Annotated in this window: 14 protein-coding genes and 1 pseudogene; 9 read left to right on the forward strand and 6 right to left on the reverse strand. The window is 73.7% G+C overall.

Features of this window, described 5'->3' with window-relative positions; genetic code table 11:
• Positions 1-171 precede the first annotated feature (171 nt).
• Positions 172-600: an ATP-binding protein gene (locus tag B4U46_RS20330; RefSeq protein WP_079429162.1), complete on the forward strand. Its 429-nt coding sequence runs from the start codon at positions 172-174 to the stop codon at positions 598-600.
• A 73-nt stretch (positions 601-673) separates the two neighbouring features.
• A complete protein-coding gene (locus B4U46_RS20335; protein WP_123995490.1) occupies positions 674-949 on the forward strand; it encodes a hypothetical protein in 276 nt (91 codons plus the stop codon).
• A gap of 4 nt (positions 950-953) precedes the next feature.
• Here the strand turns inward: B4U46_RS20335 and B4U46_RS20340 are convergent, their stop codons facing one another.
• A complete protein-coding gene (locus B4U46_RS20340) occupies positions 954-1,880 on the reverse strand; it encodes a cyclase family protein (protein WP_079431882.1) in 927 nt (308 codons plus the stop codon).
• Positions 1,881-1,980: 100 nt separating this feature from the next.
• On the opposite strand from B4U46_RS20340, the gene B4U46_RS20345 reads away from it, so the two are divergent.
• Genes B4U46_RS20345 through B4U46_RS20355 form a run of 3 tightly spaced genes read left to right on the forward strand, consistent with a single transcriptional unit; the run spans position 1,981 to position 5,181 of the window.
• Positions 1,981-2,892, forward strand: a complete 912-nt coding sequence (locus B4U46_RS20345; RefSeq protein ID WP_079429164.1) for an SDR family oxidoreductase — start codon at positions 1,981-1,983, stop codon at positions 2,890-2,892.
• Positions 2,893-2,908: 16 nt separating this feature from the next.
• On the forward strand, positions 2,909-4,108 hold the full coding sequence (locus tag B4U46_RS20350; RefSeq protein ID WP_079429165.1) for an acyl-CoA dehydrogenase family protein: 1,200 nt from the start codon (positions 2,909-2,911) through the stop codon (positions 4,106-4,108).
• The gene (locus B4U46_RS20355) at positions 4,105-5,181 is read left to right on the forward strand and encodes a Zn-dependent alcohol dehydrogenase (RefSeq protein ID WP_079429166.1); all 1,077 of its coding nucleotides are present in this window, start codon (positions 4,105-4,107) and stop codon (positions 5,179-5,181) included. Before B4U46_RS20350 ends, B4U46_RS20355 begins: the two co-directional genes overlap by 4 nt.
• Positions 5,182-5,213: 32 nt before the next feature.
• Here the strand turns inward: B4U46_RS20355 and B4U46_RS20360 are convergent, their stop codons facing one another.
• A complete protein-coding gene (locus B4U46_RS20360; RefSeq protein WP_079429167.1) occupies positions 5,214-6,125 on the reverse strand; it encodes a DUF3592 domain-containing protein in 912 nt (303 codons plus the stop codon).
• Positions 6,126-6,178: 53 nt separating this feature from the next.
• Positions 6,179-6,796 (reverse strand): flavin reductase family protein, encoded by a 618-nt coding sequence (locus B4U46_RS20365; RefSeq protein WP_079429168.1) that lies wholly within the window; start codon positions 6,794-6,796, stop codon positions 6,179-6,181.
• Between the two features lie 213 nt (positions 6,797-7,009).
• Between B4U46_RS20365 and B4U46_RS20370 the strand changes: the two genes are divergently transcribed.
• Positions 7,010-7,804 (forward strand): VOC family protein, encoded by a 795-nt coding sequence (locus B4U46_RS20370; RefSeq protein ID WP_079431883.1) that lies wholly within the window; start codon positions 7,010-7,012, stop codon positions 7,802-7,804.
• Positions 7,805-7,879: 75 nt separating this feature from the next.
• On the opposite strand, the gene B4U46_RS20375 is transcribed toward B4U46_RS20370, so the two are convergent.
• The 3 genes and pseudogenes from B4U46_RS20375 to B4U46_RS20385 form a co-directional block, all read right to left on the reverse strand.
• The gene (locus B4U46_RS20375) at positions 7,880-8,692 is read right to left on the reverse strand and encodes an enoyl-CoA hydratase/isomerase family protein (RefSeq protein ID WP_079429169.1); all 813 of its coding nucleotides are present in this window, start codon (positions 8,690-8,692) and stop codon (positions 7,880-7,882) included.
• A gap of 569 nt (positions 8,693-9,261) precedes the next feature.
• Positions 9,262-11,496: an acetate--CoA ligase family protein gene (locus B4U46_RS20380; RefSeq protein WP_079429170.1), complete on the reverse strand. Its 2,235-nt coding sequence runs from the start codon at positions 11,494-11,496 to the stop codon at positions 9,262-9,264.
• Positions 11,497-11,674: 178 nt separating this feature from the next.
• Positions 11,675-12,831: pseudogene (locus B4U46_RS20385) on the reverse strand (flavin-containing monooxygenase).
• A 172-nt stretch (positions 12,832-13,003) separates the two neighbouring features.
• Here B4U46_RS20385 and B4U46_RS20390 point away from each other — a divergent pair.
• The 3 genes from B4U46_RS20390 (at position 13,004) to B4U46_RS20400 (ending at position 14,706) form a co-directional block, all read left to right on the forward strand.
• A complete protein-coding gene (locus B4U46_RS20390) occupies positions 13,004-13,777 on the forward strand; it encodes an aspartate/glutamate racemase family protein (RefSeq protein WP_079429171.1) in 774 nt (257 codons plus the stop codon).
• Between the two features lie 69 nt (positions 13,778-13,846).
• Entirely contained in the window at positions 13,847-14,299 is a 453-nt protein-coding gene (locus tag B4U46_RS20395) for a DoxX family membrane protein (RefSeq protein WP_079429172.1), read from the forward strand.
• Positions 14,296-14,706, forward strand: coding sequence for a Zn-ribbon domain-containing OB-fold protein (locus B4U46_RS20400; protein WP_079429173.1), 411 nt, complete (start codon positions 14,296-14,298; stop codon positions 14,704-14,706). The genes B4U46_RS20395 and B4U46_RS20400 overlap by 4 nt, the downstream gene beginning before the upstream one ends.
• Positions 14,707-14,717: the final 11 nt, after the last annotated feature.

Raw genomic sequence — 14,717 nt, forward strand, 5'->3', positions numbered from 1 at the left:
AGAAACTGTGTGACGAAGTCGCTACAGTCAGTGCTTGCACCGCGTCGCACGCCAGTAAGACCGAAGTGCAGCCGCTGACACGCGCCTTGGGGCGCGCGTCACCTGGGGGCGGCCGATGCCACGCATGGCGCAGGCAGCGCGAAACTCGTACCGCGTTGGGAGTGAACCACGATGAACACGAGCGCTTTACGGCATGCCGACGAGCCCGCCCCCGGGGTCGGGCTCAGCTATCGGATGGTCGCGCCGAGTCGGGCCGATACCCCTCGCATCGCCCGGGACTGGGTGGTGTCCGTGTTGCGGAGTGCCGGGTATGCCGGGCTGGAGGAGCGGGCGCGGCTCTGTGCGTCCGAGGTGGTGACCAACGCCTACCGGCACACCGATACGGCCGAGATTGCCGTCGAGGTCGCCCTGGCTCGGGACCGGGTGACCGTTTACGTCTCCGACTGCGCCCCCGAGCACTGGCCGCAGGGTGGTGGGCTCGGGGTGTTCGCCACCTGTGGGCGGGGGTTGGCGCTCGTGGCCGCCTGTGCCGATGACTGGGCGGCGGTGGCGCAGGGGGACTCCGTGAAGGTGGTGTGGTTCAGTCTCGTCCCCGGGTGAGGTTGACGGAGGCATGTGTTCCGTCGCCGCGGCGGGGGCACATCGTCGAACAGGTGGGCGACGGGGGTGGGGTATGAACAGGGCGGATCGGTGGCTGTCGGTCGGTTCGGTGGCGGGTGTGGGGATATGGGTGGTGCTGGGCTGGATCGTGATGGATTCGGACCTGCAGGGCGTCCAGGAGGCGCTCACCAACTGGGGGATCGCCGGGCTCGCCCTGGTGCCCCTCCTGCTGATGCCGGCCATCGCGTTCTTCGCCGACGAGCCCGGCAACGGTGAGGCCGTCGCCTGGGCCGACGACGACCAGCCCTCCCGGCAGTGCGGAGGAGCCTGCGGGGGCTGCGGGGGCTGACCGGCTACAGCACCGCCACCGGGGCGACCGGTGTGCCCGTGCCGCCCGTGAAGGGTTCCGGCATGGCGGAGAGGAGGAAGGTGTAGCGGCCGGCTTCCGCACAGGCTGTGGACAGTGGTTCGAGGTTCCAGTTCTGGCCCTGGTGCATGCCCATCTCCACGAGGTGCAGCGCGTGCACCGGGAGCCACAGGTTCTCGATCTCCGGCGGGAAGATCTCGAAGGTCAGGGTGTCGTTCGCGACGGCCGCCACGTCGCGGGCGTGGAACCACTCCGGGGTGCGGACGGACAGGCCCGGGGACGGGAAGCCGTAGCCGTGTTTGTCGCCCGCCAGGTAGGCCTGGATCTGGCCCGTGCGGACCAGGACGATGTCGCCCGCGTGGACGCTCACCCCGCCGAACTCCTCCGCCTCCGCCAGGTCCTCCGGGGTGACCGCGTGGTCGCCGGGGAGGCGGTCCAGGCCCTTGGCGCGGGCCACGTCCAGGAGGACCCCGCGCGAGACGATCGGCGTGGCCTTGTCGATGCCGCTGAACTGGGCCCGGGTGTGCGCGGTGATCGTGGTCGCCGGGCGGCCGTTGTAGATGCGGCCCGAGTGGGAGACGTGGGTGAGGGCGTCCCAGTGGGTCGCCGCCTGGAGGCCCATCGTCACGGCGTCGTCGCTGCAGGCCACCGTGCCCGGGCCGAAGAGCTCCTGGTTGATCTGGACCATCGTGTGGAGGGGGTTGATCCGGCCCGGGATCATCCCCGCCTGCACCCCGTCCTCCTTGAGGGGCAGGGCCAGCGGGACGCGGCGGCCCGTGCGGATCTCCGACGCCGCCGCCCGTACGACCTCCTCGGTGATCAGGTTCAGGGTGCCGATCTCGTCGTCGGCTCCCCAGCGTCCCCAGTTGTTGACGCGCTTGGCGATCTCGTGGAACTCGGGGGGCAGGGTCATGGCCGCCATCCACTCCTTGAACGAACAGGGGCTTGTGGGAAGGGATCTGACTGGTCATAGAATCTAACGGACCGTCAGAAAAAGCGGGAAGGGGCCGGACGTGGGGAACTTCTTGGCAGGCAAGGTCGTGGCCGTCACCGGCGCCGGCCGGGGCATCGGCCGGGCCGTGGCGCTCGCCGCCGCCGCCGAGGGCGCCAAGGTCGTCGTCAACGACTACGGCGTCGGGATCGAGGGGAACGCGCCCACCAGTGAGGTGGCGGAGGAGGTGGTGAAGGACATCCTCGCGGCCGGGGGCGAGGCCGTCGCCGTCGCCGACGACATCTCCACCATGGCGGGCGGCCAGCGCATCGTCGACACCGCCCTCGCCCAGTACGGGCGCCTCGACGGGGTGGTGTGCGTCGCGGGCATCCTGCGCGAGCGGATGCTCTTCAACATGTCCGAGGAGGAGTGGGACCCCGTCGTCGCCACCCACCTGAAGGGCACCTTCACCGTGTTCCGCGCCGCCTCCGCCGTCATGCGGCGCCAGGGCTCCGGCACCCTCATCGGCTTCACCAGCGGCAACCACGCCGGCTCCGTCGCCCAGGCCAACTACAGCGCCGCCAAGGGCGGGATCATCTCCCTCGTCCGCAGCGCCGCCCTCGGCCTCAACAAGTACGGGGTCACCGCCAACGCCGTCGCCCCCGTCGCCCGCACCCGGATGTCCGCCAACGTGCCCATGGAGCTCAAGGAGATCGGCGAGCCCGAGGACGTCGCCGCGCTCGTGACCTACCTGCTCAGCGACCGCGCCAAGGCCGAGGGCATCACCGGGCAGGTCTACACGATCGCCGGACCGAAGATCGCCGTCTGGGCCCAGCCCCGCGAACTGCGCGCCGGGTATGCCGAAGGGGCCTGGACCCCCGAGAAGATCGCCGACTTCCTCCCCGGCACCGTCGGCACCGACCCGATGCCGATGCTCGCCCAGCTCGAAGCCATGGCCAAGGCGGCCGCCGCCAAGGACCGCCCGAACGCGTAGAAGGGAAGGGTGGGGCGTGGACTTCAGTTTCGGCGCCGAAGCCGAGGAGCTGCGCGGCCGCGCCCGCGCCTGGCTCACCGACCACCTCGTCGGCCCGTACGAGCAGGCCATAGGCCTCGGCGGCCCCGGCAGCGAACACGAGGGCGTCGGGGCCCGGCGCGACTGGGAACGTGAACTCGGCCGAGGCGGCTGGATCGGCACCGGCTGGGACGCCCCGGCCGGCGCCTACGGCCGCCGTCGGCTCTCCCTCACCGGGCAGGTGGTGTGGGCCGAGGAGTACGCCGCGGCGCGCGCCCCCGCCCGGGTCGGCCACATCGGCGAGAACCTTCTCGCCCCCACCCTCCTCGCCTACGGCACCCTGGAGCAGAAGGACCGCTTCCTGCCCGCGATCGCCCGCGGCGAGGAACTGTGGTGCCAGGGCTACAGCGAACCCGACGCCGGCTCCGACCTCGCCGGACTGCGCACCGCCGCCGTCCGGGACCCGGCGGACGGGCGGCTGCGCGTCACCGGCCAGAAGATCTGGACCTCCCTCGCCCGCGAGGCCGACTGGTGCTTCGTCCTCGCCCGCACCGAGGCCGGCTCGCGCCGCCACCACGGCCTGTCCTTCCTCCTCGTGCGGATGGACCAGCCCGGACGGGTCGAGGTCCGGCCGATCCGGCAGATGTCGGGGACGGCCGAGTTCAACGAGGTCTTCTTCGACGGGGCCGTGGCGGAGGAGGTCGTCGGCGGCGAGGGCAACGGCTGGACGGTGGCCATGGGGCTGCTCGCCCTGGAACGCGGGGTCTCCACCCTCGTCCAGCAGATCGGCTTCGCGGCGGAACTGGAACGCGTGGTCAAGGCGTACGCGGCTTCGGGTGCGCCCGACCCGGTGCTGCGCGAACGCCTCGTACGGCAGTGGGCCGAGCTGCGCACCATGCGGTGGAACGCCCTGCGCACCCTCGGGGAGGCCGGGGACGCCGGGGCGCCCAGCGTGGCCAAGCTGCTGTGGGGCGGCTGGCACCGGCGGCTCGGGGAGCTGGCGGTGGCCGTCCGGGGTGCGCGGGCCACGGCCGGGCCGGGGCTCTGGGCGAGCGGGGTCCCGTACGAACTCGGGCTCGACGAGGAGCAGCGCCTGTTCCTGTTCACCCGGGCCGACACGATCTACGGCGGCTCGGACGAGATCCAGCGGAACATCATCGCCGAGCGGGTGCTCGGCCTGCCTAAGGAGCCCAGATGAGGGGCGTCGTGTTCGACGGCAAGCAGGCCCAGGTGGTCGGGGACCTGGAGGTACGGGATCCGGGGCCGGGGGAGGTGCTGGTCGCGATCGCCGCTGCCGGGCTGTGCCACAGCGACCTGTCGGTGATCGACGGGACGATCCCCTTCCCGCCGCCGGTGGTGCTGGGGCACGAGGGGGCGGGGGTGGTCGAGGCGGTGGGGCCGGGTGTGACGCACGTGGCGCCGGGTGACCACGTGTCCCTGTCCACCCTCGCCAACTGCGGGGCCTGCGCGGACTGCGACCGGGGCCGGCCGACGATGTGCCGCAGGGCGATCGGGATGCCCGGCCGGCCGTTCTCGCGGGGCGGGCAGCCGCTGTTCCAGTTCGCGTCGAACTCGGCCTTCGCGGAACGGACCCTGGTCAAGGCCGTACAGGCGGTGAAGATCCCCGAGGACGTCCCGCTGACCTCGGCCGCGCTGATCGGATGCGGGGTGCTCACCGGGGTGGGGGCGGTGCTGAACCGGGCGAAGGTGGGGCTCGGGGAGACCGTCGTGGTCATCGGGACCGGCGGGATCGGGCTGAACGTGATCCAGGGCGCCCGGATCGCGGGGGCTTCGGTGATCGTCGCGGTGGACGCGAACCCGGCGAAGGAGGCGGTCGCGCGGCAGTTCGGGGCCACGCACTTCGTGGACGCGTCGGCGGCCGGGTCCCTCGCCGACACCTCGGCGGCCGTCCGCGAGATCCTGCCGACGGGCGCCGACCACGCCTTCGAGTGCGTGGGCAGCGTGAAGCTGATCCGGCAGGCGATCGACCTCCTGGACCGGCACGGGCAGGCGGTGCTGCTGGGGGTGCCGGGGTTCAAGGAGGAGGCGTCGTTCCTGGTCTCCTCGATGTACCTGGACAAGACGATCATGGGCTGCCGGTACGGGTCCTCACGCCCGCAGCGTGACATCGCGCTCTACGCCGAGCTGTACCGGCGGGGGGAGCTGCTGCTGGACGAGCTGGTGACGGAGGTCTACCCGGTGGAGGACTTCGCGAAGGCGGCGGACGACGCCCACCACGGGCGGGTGGCGCGGGGGGTGCTCACGTTCTGACGGGCGGTGGCGGCCCGGTGGCCCGGCTCGCGTCACGCGCGCCGGGCCACCCACAGGAGGGCGAGGACCGGGGCCGGGACGGCGAGGACGGTCCACAGGCGGCTGAAACCCGCGACCTCGGTCTCCAGAGCCACCGGCAGCAGAGCGAGGACGCCGAGGAGCAGGATGGCGAGCGCGGGCAGGTGGGTGGCGGGCTCGAAGCGGCGGAGCCGCCGCAGGGCAGCCCGGGACAGCTCCGATTTCACAGAGGCGCCCGCGATGATCAACCAGGGGCCGAGGAGAGCGCAGAGGCCTACTGTGAGCAGTGGCGCCGAGCGGCGGAAGACGGAGCGGGTGCCGACGCCGACCTCGGGGTGGGCGGGGGCGAAGTACACGTCCACGGCCGAGCCCGGTGCAGGAGCGTCCTTCGTGTAGACGGCCTTCACGGGGACCTCGCGGGGCCCGTCGTCGTAGGGGACGCGCAGGACCACGTCCGTCTCGTAGTAGCCGTCGCGGTCGTCGGTCGCAGCGGTGTGGTCCGGCTCGCCGGTCAGCCGGACGATCTCGGCCCGGTGGAGGTCGTACCCGGCCCGCTCCAGGCGCTCGGTGCGCTTGCCGTCCTCGCTGGAACCGGTGGCGGCGACGACGAGCGCGGCCGCGGTGGCGAACGGGACGCCGAAGGAGAGCAGGTAGCGCAGCACGCGGCCCTGGCGGCGCGGTGCGGGGGTCGGCGGGGCCTTGGTCAGTGACACCTTCGGCGGTCTGCGGCCGGCCAGGTACGAGGCCACGGCCCAGCAGACGGCGAAGGCGGTGGAGGCGCCGGCGAGGGCGATCTCGACGGTCAGGGGCGGGTACGGGCTCACCCCGGCCAGGCTGCAGACGACCGCGCCCAGGGCGCTCGCCAGCATCAGCCATCCCGTGGTGGTCGTCCACCCGGTGCGCGCGTGTTCGTACGTCCTCTTCATGGCCCCCCGCCCGTTCGAGACCGGCAGGATAACGGGTGGGCGGGCGGGGGGAGTCAGTCGGCCAGGCGGCCGAAGCGGCCCTTGTGGAAGAGGAGGGGGGCGCCCTCGCCCTCCGCGCCCATGGCCTCGACGCGGCCGACGACGATGAGGTGGTCCCCGCCGGTGTGGACGGCGTGGATCCGGCAGTCGATCCACGCCGGCACGTCGTCGAGCTGCGGGGAGCCGGTGGCCGGGGCGGGCCGGTGGGAGACGCCGGCGAACTTGTCGGCACCGCTGACGGCGAAGGCGCGGCAGAGCTCGCCCTGTCCGGCGCCGAGGATGTTGACGCAGAACACCCCGGCGCGGGCGATGCGCGGCCAGGTGGTCGACGTACGGGCCACCATGAAGGTGACCAGGGGTGGGTCGAGGGAGAGCGAGGCGAAGGACTGGCAGGCGAAGCCGGCCGGGCCCTCCTCGCCCTCGGCGGGCGGCGCGGTGATGATCGTGACCCCGCTCGCGAAGTTGCCCAGTACGGCACGGAATTCGGCGGGGCTGACGGGCGCGCGCTCGTCCTCGCCGACGGCCCGCAGGTCGGGGCGCGGGAGGGCGTCGACGTGCGCGGGGTCGGGCTCCCGGGCCGTGGAGGTGGGGGAGCCGGCTGACCTGAGGTATCGGACGACGGTGGCCGCCATCCCTGCGTGTCCCATCACCCTTCGATTGAACCTGACGGGTCATCAGATGAGAAGGGGCGGGACGGGTCTGGAAGGGTCGGGAAGGGGGTAGCGGGTGGCGGGTGGCGCCGAACGGGTGAATCCGGGCGGGCATGGCGGCCGGTACGCCGCGAGGGGGGTGGGGGGTGGGCATGGTGGCGAGCGACTGCGTGGCGCCTACCTGTGGAGGACCTGATGCTCGGCACCGACTTCCGTACCGGATCGCCCAACTGGCTCGACCTCGGCAGCCCCGACACCGGCGCGGCCGCCGCCTTCTACCGGGCGGTCTTCGGCTGGGACTTCGTCTCCGCCGGGCCCGAGGCGGGCGGCTACGGGTTCTTCCAGCAGGGCGGCAGGACCGTGGCCGCGCTCGGCCCCCTGACGGAGGAGGGGGCGGACTCGGCGTGGACCGTGTACTTCCAGAGCGACGACATCCGGGTCACCGCCGACGCCGTGCAGCGCGCGGGCGGGGAGGTGCGGGTGGCGCCGATGGACGTGATGGGGGAGGGCTGGCTGGCCCAGTTCACCGACCCGCAGGGTGCGCGGTTCGCCTGCTGGCAGCCCGGGAAGACGGGCGGGCTGGAGGTGGCCTCCGCCGAGAACAGCCTGGTGTGGGTGGAGCTGCACGTGCCGGACCCGGAGGCGGCGCTCGGCTTCTACGGCCGGGTGTTCGGGTGGCGGTCGGCGGAGATGGAGACGCCGGGGATGACGTACCGGGTGCTGAGCCTGGCAGACGGCGACCAGCAGCAGACCTCCTTCGGCGGGGTCGCGCCGCAGGGGGAGGGGACTGGCGGGGCGTCGAACATCCTGCCGCGCTGGGTGCCGTACTTCCACGTGGCGGACGCGGATGCGACCGTGGCGGCGGTCGAGGGGGCCGGGGGTGCGGTGCTGATGCCGCCGGCGAACGTGCCGGACGTCGGGCGGATCGCCTGGGCGGCGGACCCGGCGGGGGCGGTGTTCGCGGTGCTGAGGCCGGATCCGCGGATGTAGGGGGTGGGGGTGGGGGAGCCCGGGCCGTGTCGTGCGGCCCGGGGGTGGGGCCCCGGGGTGGGTGGGGCGTTGGCCCTAGCGGCCTCGGTATTTCGGGGTGCGGCGTTCCACGAAGCTGGCCACGCCCTCGTTGGCGTCGGCGGTGGTCATGTTGAGCTCCTGGGCGGTGGCCTCGGCGGCGAGTGCCGTTGCGCGGTCGCTGTCCAGGGAGGCGTTGACCAGCTGCTTCGTGAGCGCGAGGGCGCGGGTGGGGCCCTGGGCGAGGCGCTCGGCCCACTCCCGGGCGGCCGCCTCCAGCTCGTCGGCCGGGACCACCTTGTTGACGAGGCCGAGGCGGGCGGCCTCCGCGGCGGGGACGGCGTCGCCGAAGAACATCAGCTCCTTGGCCTTCTGGGGGCCGAGGAGGCGGGGGAGCAGGTACGCGCCGGCGCCGTCGGGGACGAGGCCGCGGCGGACGAACACCTCGATGAAGCGGGCCGGTTCGGCGGCGATGACGAGGTCGCAGGCGAGGGCGAGGTGTGCGCCGATGCCGGCGGCGGTGCCGTTGACGGCGGCGATGACGGGTTTCTCGCAGTCGAGGACCGCGGTGACGAGGCGCTGGGCCCCCAGGCGGATCATGCGGGCCACGTCGCCGGCGACACGGTCGGTGGCGGCGGCGGATGCGGGGCCGCTGCGGAGGTCGGCGCCGGCGCAGAAGCCCTTGCCGGTGGCGGTGAGGACGACCGCCCGGGTGGCGGGGTCGGCGGAGGCGTCGGCGAGCAGGGCGATGACGCGTTCGCGCTGGTCCCAGGTGAGGGCGTTCATGGCGTCGGGGCGGTTGAGGGTGATCCAGGAGACGCCGCTCTCGAAGCGGTGCCGGATCTCGTCCGAGGGGGTGTCGGGGGTCATGGGTCTCCGTCGGCGGGGTCGGGCGCTGCCCCGGGGGCGGGGCTGCGGGGCGGGGTCGGTGCGGTTGCCCTGGCCGGGCGGTTGCGGGGGCCGGGGCGTGCGGGGTCGGGGCGTGCGGGGCCGGGGGTGGCCGGGGCGTGCGGGGTCGGGGCGTGCGGCCGGGGGTGGCCGGGGCGTGCGGGGTCGGGGGTGGCCGGGGCGTGCGGGGTCGGGGCGTGCGGGGCTGGGCGGGGTCGGGGCGTGCGGGGTCGGGGGTGGCCGGGGTCGGTGCCGGGGTGGGGTGCCGTCCGGGGCGGGCTTCGATGTTCGGCGCTCCGAGCCGGGTCAGAGATGCCTGGCTCCCCAGGGCGCCGAAGTCATCTCGTTTTAGCCCCGGACGACACCCCACCCCGTCCCCGCCCCCGGCCGGGTGCGTCCGGATCTGCGGCTGCCGCCCTGGTCGGGTGCGTCCGCTGCTGCGGTCGTCGTCGCGCCATCCGGCGTGGTTGGGGGCCCTCCCAGCTGGGCGGAGCCCCGGGGGACGGGGCAAGGGTGGGTGGGGGGGACATCGGACCGGGGTGTGCCACCGGCTAGCGGCAGATGGCCAGGGCGTCCAGGGCTACCGCCCCCTGGCCGCGGGGGAGGACCATCAGCGGGTTGATGTCCAGCTCCGACAGCTCGTCGCCCAGTTCGAGGGCCATCCGCTGGACGCGGAGGACCACCTCCACCAGCGCGTCCACGTCCGCCGGCGGAGCCCCCCGTACGCCGTCCAGCAGGGCCGCGCCGCGCAGTTCGCGGAGCATCGTGCGGGCCTGGTCCTCCCCGAAGGGGGGTACGCGGACCGCGGCGTCGTTCAGGACCTCCACCAGGACGCCGCCCAGGCCCACGGTGACGGTGGGGCCGAAGAGGGGGTCCTGGGTGACGCCGACGACCATTTCGACGCCGCGTTCGACCATCTGGCAGACCAGGATCCCGTCCAGCGGGATGTTCTCGTAGCGGGCGATGTCCGTCAGCTCGCGGTAGGCGTCGCGGATCTGGCTCGCCGAGGTGAGGCCGACCTTGACCAGGCCGAGTTCCGTCTTGTGGGCCAGCTGGGGGCCCGAGGCCTTCATGACGACCGGGTAGCCGACCAGGCCCGCCGCGCGCACGGCGGCCGCCGCGCTGGTGACCAGCTGCTCGCGCGGGACGCGGATGCCGTAGGCGCGCAGGAGCTGCTTGGCGGCGTGTTCGCTGAGCTGCTGGCCCGGGCGCATCAGGGCCTGGGCCTTGCGGTAGGAGGGGGAGGGGGTGCGGGGGGCGTCGTCGAAGGGGGAGCGGTAGGAGGCCGTGAAGCGGTGGTGGCCGAGGTAGGCGCGGACGGCGGTGATGCAGTTGCCGAAGGTGCGGAACGTGGCCACGCGGGAGGAGCCCAGGAGGGTGGTGCGGTAGGCCTCCTCGGTGCCGACGGGGGAGCCCCAGATGACGCAGACCAGCTTGTCGGTGGCTTCGGCGGCGTCGGCCAGGTCCTGGGCGAGCTTGTCGCTCATCGGGGGGAAGGGGCCGGTGATGGGGCAGATCAGGACGCCGACCGAGGGGTCCGCGAGGAGGGCGTCGATGATCTTGCGGCCGCGCCAGTCGCCGACGGGGTGGCCGCCGTTGTCGACCGGGTTGGCGACGTTGAGGTACGAGGGGATCCACTGGTGGAGCTCGGCCTGTTTGGCGTCCGAGAGGGTGGGCAGGGTCAGCCCGGCTTCGGTGGCGAGGTCGGAGAAGTGGGCGCCGGTGCCGCCGGAGATGGAGTAGACGACGACCCCCTCGGCCTGCGGGGGCCTGGCCCGGGCGAGGAGGGCGGCGGTGTCCTGGAGTTCGTCGAGGCCGTCGACGCGGATGACCCCGAACTGGCGCATGGCGGCGTCCACGACGGTGTCGGCGCCGGTCAGCTTGCCGGTGTGGGAGGCCGCCATGCGGGCGCCCGTCTCGGTGCGGCCGACCTTCACGGCGACGACGGGGACCCGGTTGCGGGCGGCCCGGTCGGCGGCGAGGAGGAAGGAGCGGCCGTCCTTGAGGCCCTCGACGTAGCAGGCGATGGCCCCGACCTCGGGCCGTTCGGCGAAGTAGGAGATGAAGTCGGCGGTCTCCAGGTCGGCCTCGTTGCCCGTCGGGGCCCAGTGGGAGAGGCGGATGCCCAGTTCCTGGAGGGTGTAGACGGGGCGGCCCTGGTGGCCGGACTGGGTGATCAGGGCGATGGCCGGGCCTTCGAGGTCGTCGCGGAACCTCTCGAAGGCGTTGAGGTTGGTGTTGGGGCCCAGCAGGCGCAGCCCCGAGCGCTGGACGGCGGCGGTCAGCCGGGCCTGGGCGGCGGCGCCGCTCTCGCCGGTCTCGGCGAATCCGGAGGCGAAGGCGACCGCGAACTTGACCTTGGTGTCGGCGAGTTCCTCGATGACCGGGACCGGGTCGGCGACGAGGAGGACCGCGAGGTCGACCTGTTCGGGCAGCTCGGCGACGGAGGCGTGGCAGGGCAGCCCGAAGACGGCGGTCCGGGTGGGGTGCACGGGGTGGACGCGGGCGCCGACGCGGTCGGCCCAGGCGATCAGCTGCCGGGTGATGCCGGTGTTGGGCCGGCCCTCGGTGTCGGAGGCGCCGATGACGGCCACCGACTCCGGCTGGAAGAACCGGTCCAGGTCGGGTACGTCGGAGTGCAGGGGCCGGCCGCTGACGTCCCGTTCGGCCGTGTCCCCGGCGGCCGGTGCCGTCGTGGAGTGGACGGCCGTCCTGGGGGTCTCCCCGCAGGCCTCGACCCGTGCGCGGAAGTCGGTGGTGAGGGTGCCGTGAGTAGATCCAAGCATCGCTTCGCCCGCCCTGCTCGATGAACCTCGATGGAGTCGTCGGTAGCTGACGTCTAGTCAGATTACTGAACTGACGTGCCGTCAGGAACAGGGATGCGCAGGAAAGGTCGTGGAGGTGGTGTGCCCGAACCGTGGCAGAGGTGTTCGGGCGCAGTCCAGACCGGAACCGGCCTAGGTCCTAGCGGGCGAGGGCCCTGGAGATGCGGCGGGCGTCGCGGGCCAGTTCGCGGAACATGCCGCTGACGGGGTTCGTGTAGCCGGTGAAGTACAGGCCGGGGGCCTGGGGGCGGTGCGGGGGCCGTGGACGCGGGGGCGGCCCCGGTCGTCCAGGACGTCCAGGTGGCCCACCAGGGCTTCGAGGCCCCGCCGGTAGCCCGTCGCGGCGATCACCGTGTCCGGGGTGATCTCCGTGCCGTCGGCGAGGCGTACGCGGTCGCCGTCGAAGGAGGCCACGGCGGCCACGGGCTCCACCCGGCCGGTGCGCACCGCGTCGATCAGGCCCACGTCCTGGACCGGGATCGCCCCCTGCCGGGCCCTGCTGTACAGGTCCGGCGCCGGGCGCGGGAGCCCGTGCGCCGACAGGTCCGGGATCGAGACCTTCGCCACCAGCGCCCCGAGCCGGTCCACGAGCCGCACCGGGAGCCGGCGGACGAGGATCCCCGTGCGCTGCGCGGGCCAGCCCAGCGTGGAGCGGCGCACGATGTGCGGGGCGGTGCGCACCGCCAGCCGCACCCGGGCCGCCCCGCCCTCGGCGAGGTCCACGGCTATCTCGGCGCCGGTGTTGCCGACGCCGACGACCAGCACGTCCCGTCCCGCGTACGGGGAGGGCTCGCGGTAGCCGCAGGCGTGCAGCAGCCGCCCGGTGTAGGTGGCCGCGCCCGGCCAGTCCGGCAGGTGCGGGGTGTGGTTGAAGCCGGTGGCCACGACCACCGCCCCGGCCGCGAGGAGCCGGCCGCCCGAGGCGTGCAGGGTCCAGCCCCGCCCGTCGGCGGCGCGTTCGATCCGGGTGACCTCGACGCCGGTGACCAGCTCCAGCTCGTGGTGCTCGGCGTACTTCTCCAGGTACCGGACCACGTCGGCCCGGGCCACCCAGCGGCCGAAGCGGCGCGGCATCTTCAGGCCCGGCAGGGCCGACAGCCGGCGGGTGGTGTGCAGCCGCAGCCGCTCGTAGTGGCCTCGCCAGGAGGTGGCGACCGCGTCCGACCGCTCCACGACCACCGCGCGCACCCCGCGGGCGCGCAGCGCGGCGGCGACGGCGAGGCCGCCGGGGCCCCCGCCGATCACGTACACGGGGCGGGGCTGGGTGCTGGTCAGGTCCGGTGCGGGCGCGGGCATGAGGAGTGAGCGTATCGACACAGAGGGTTGATGGGTCTCGGTCGAGGAGGGAATCGATTGCGGATCGGTCACGGGGGCGGGCGCCGGTCGCGCCGGGCCCGGCGCGGCTCGGCCGCAGAGAGGGGCGAACCCTGCCAAAGTGGGGCGTCTCGGTAGTGGAGAGGAGTGCGCGATGTGGCAGCCCGACGGGTGGGACGTACGCGTCCGGCTCGGTGTCCTCACCCCTCACGCCGACGTCGGCCCCGAGTCGGAGCTGCGCGCCATGGCCCCGGCCGGTGTCGGCCTGCACTTCGCGCGGGTGCCGTTCGGGGCGATGGGGCGCGGCGGTGCGATGGAGGAGACGATCCCGCTGGCGCCCGTACGGGCCTTCGCCGAGCCCCCGCGGCTGGACGAGGCGGCCGGGCTGCTGGCGGACGCGCCGGTGGCGGTGGTCGCGTTCGCCTTCACCAGCTCCTCGTACGTGATCGGGGCGCGCGGGGAGGCGTACATGCTGGCCCGGCTGCGCGAGCGCGCCCACGGCCTGCCGGTGGTGGCCACCTGTGCGGCCGCGGTCGAGGCGCTGCGCGCCCTGGGGGTGGGGCGGATCGCGCTGGTGGACCCGCCGTGGTTCGACGAGACGCTGAACGAGCTCGGCCGCGGCTACTACGAGGAGGCCGGCTTCGAGGTCCCGTACGCGGCCCCCTGCGGACTGCCGGGCGGGCAGACGCAGGTCACCCCGCAGGCGCTGCACGACTGGGTGGCCGGCGAGGTGGGGGACGCGGCCGAGGCGGTCGTGATCGGCGGGAACGGTTTGCGCGCGGTCGGCGTGATCGAGGCCCTGGAGGCCACCCTGGGCCGCCCGGTGCTGACCGCGAACCAGGTCCTGCTGTGGTCCGCCCTGCGCGCGGCGGGTGCGGGGGCGGACGGGGTCGAGGGGTACGGGCGGCTGTTCACGGAGGTCGCCTGAGGCCTTGCGGGATCGGCGCCGATCCGCTGAACTGACGTACCGTCAGATCAAGTGGAGGGGTGGCGGTCCATGCAGACCATCTGGCTCAGCGGGGCCGAATGGCTCGCCGTGCTGCGCATAGGCCTCGGCCTGTGGTGGCTGGAGAGCTGGCGGCACAAGGACAAGAAGGGCTGGTTCGAGCGCGGCACCGGCATAGCCTGGGCCGCCGACGTCGCCGGCAAGCACCGGTGGTCCTTCGTCCAGAGCGGCTTCGCCTCGGTCGTCCAGCCGCGCCCGCGGCTGATGGCGTACGTCGTCGTCTACGCGGAGCTCGCCCTGGGCCTGGGTCTGGTGCTCGGGTTCCTGACCCCCGTCGCCCTGGCCGGCGGGCTGCTGCTGAACCTGCTCTACCTGGTGCTGATGATCCACGACTGGGCTGAGCAGGGGCAGAACGCGATGATGGCGCTGATCTCGGGCGTCGCGTTCTTCGCCATGGCCTGGCAGACCTGGTCCCTCGACGCCGCGATCGGACTGTTCCTGTGAGCGCCGCACGGTACGACCTCCCCGAGGCCGACGAGTTCACCCGCCCCTACTGGGACGCCGCCGCCGGGGGCCGGCTGCTGCTGCGGCGCTGCGCCGACTGCGGGCGCGCCCACCACTACCCGCGCGAGTTCTGCCCCTTCTGCTGGGCGGGCGAGGACCGGGTGGCCTGGGAGGAGGCGAGCGGCCGCGCGACCCTCTACACCTGGTCGGTGATCCACCGCAACGACCTGCCGCCGTTCGGCGAACGCGTCCCGTACACGGCCGCCGTCGTGGACCTGGCGGAGGGACCCCGGATGATGACCGAGGTCGTCGACTGCCCGGAGGGGGAGCTTCGCATCGGCATGCCGCTGCGGGTCACCTTCCGTGAGGCGGCCGACGGGGTGTGGGTCGCGGTGTTCCGTCCCTGAAGCGGCGGTCC

The organism is Streptomyces katrae, from assembly GCF_002028425.1.
GTDB classification, from domain to species: Bacteria; Actinomycetota; Actinomycetes; order Streptomycetales; family Streptomycetaceae; genus Streptomyces; species Streptomyces katrae_A.

Excerpts from the sequence above, each read along its gene's own strand:
- B4U46_RS20330 (WP_079429162.1), top strand. The coding sequence starts at position 172 with ATGAACACGAGCGCTTTACGGCATGCCGACGAGCCCGCCCCCGGGGTC.
- B4U46_RS20335 (WP_123995490.1), top strand. The coding sequence starts at position 674 with ATGAACAGGGCGGATCGGTGGCTGTCGGTCGGTTCGGTGGCGGGTGTG.
- B4U46_RS20340 (WP_079431882.1), bottom strand. The coding sequence starts at position 1,880 with ATGACCCTGCCCCCCGAGTTCCACGAGATCGCCAAGCGCGTCAACAAC.
- B4U46_RS20355 (WP_079429166.1), top strand. The coding sequence starts at position 4,105 with ATGAGGGGCGTCGTGTTCGACGGCAAGCAGGCCCAGGTGGTCGGGGAC.
- B4U46_RS20360 (WP_079429167.1), bottom strand. The coding sequence starts at position 6,125 with ATGAAGAGGACGTACGAACACGCGCGCACCGGGTGGACGACCACCACG.
- B4U46_RS20365 (WP_079429168.1), bottom strand. The coding sequence starts at position 6,796 with ATGGCGGCCACCGTCGTCCGATACCTCAGGTCAGCCGGCTCCCCCACC.
- B4U46_RS20370 (WP_079431883.1), top strand. The coding sequence starts at position 7,010 with ATGCTCGGCACCGACTTCCGTACCGGATCGCCCAACTGGCTCGACCTC.
- B4U46_RS20375 (WP_079429169.1), bottom strand. The coding sequence starts at position 8,692 with ATGACCCCCGACACCCCCTCGGACGAGATCCGGCACCGCTTCGAGAGC.
- B4U46_RS20380 (WP_079429170.1), bottom strand. The coding sequence starts at position 11,496 with ATGCTTGGATCTACTCACGGCACCCTCACCACCGACTTCCGCGCACGG.
- B4U46_RS20390 (WP_079429171.1), top strand. The coding sequence starts at position 13,004 with ATGTGGCAGCCCGACGGGTGGGACGTACGCGTCCGGCTCGGTGTCCTC.
- B4U46_RS20395 (WP_079429172.1), top strand. The coding sequence starts at position 13,847 with ATGCAGACCATCTGGCTCAGCGGGGCCGAATGGCTCGCCGTGCTGCGC.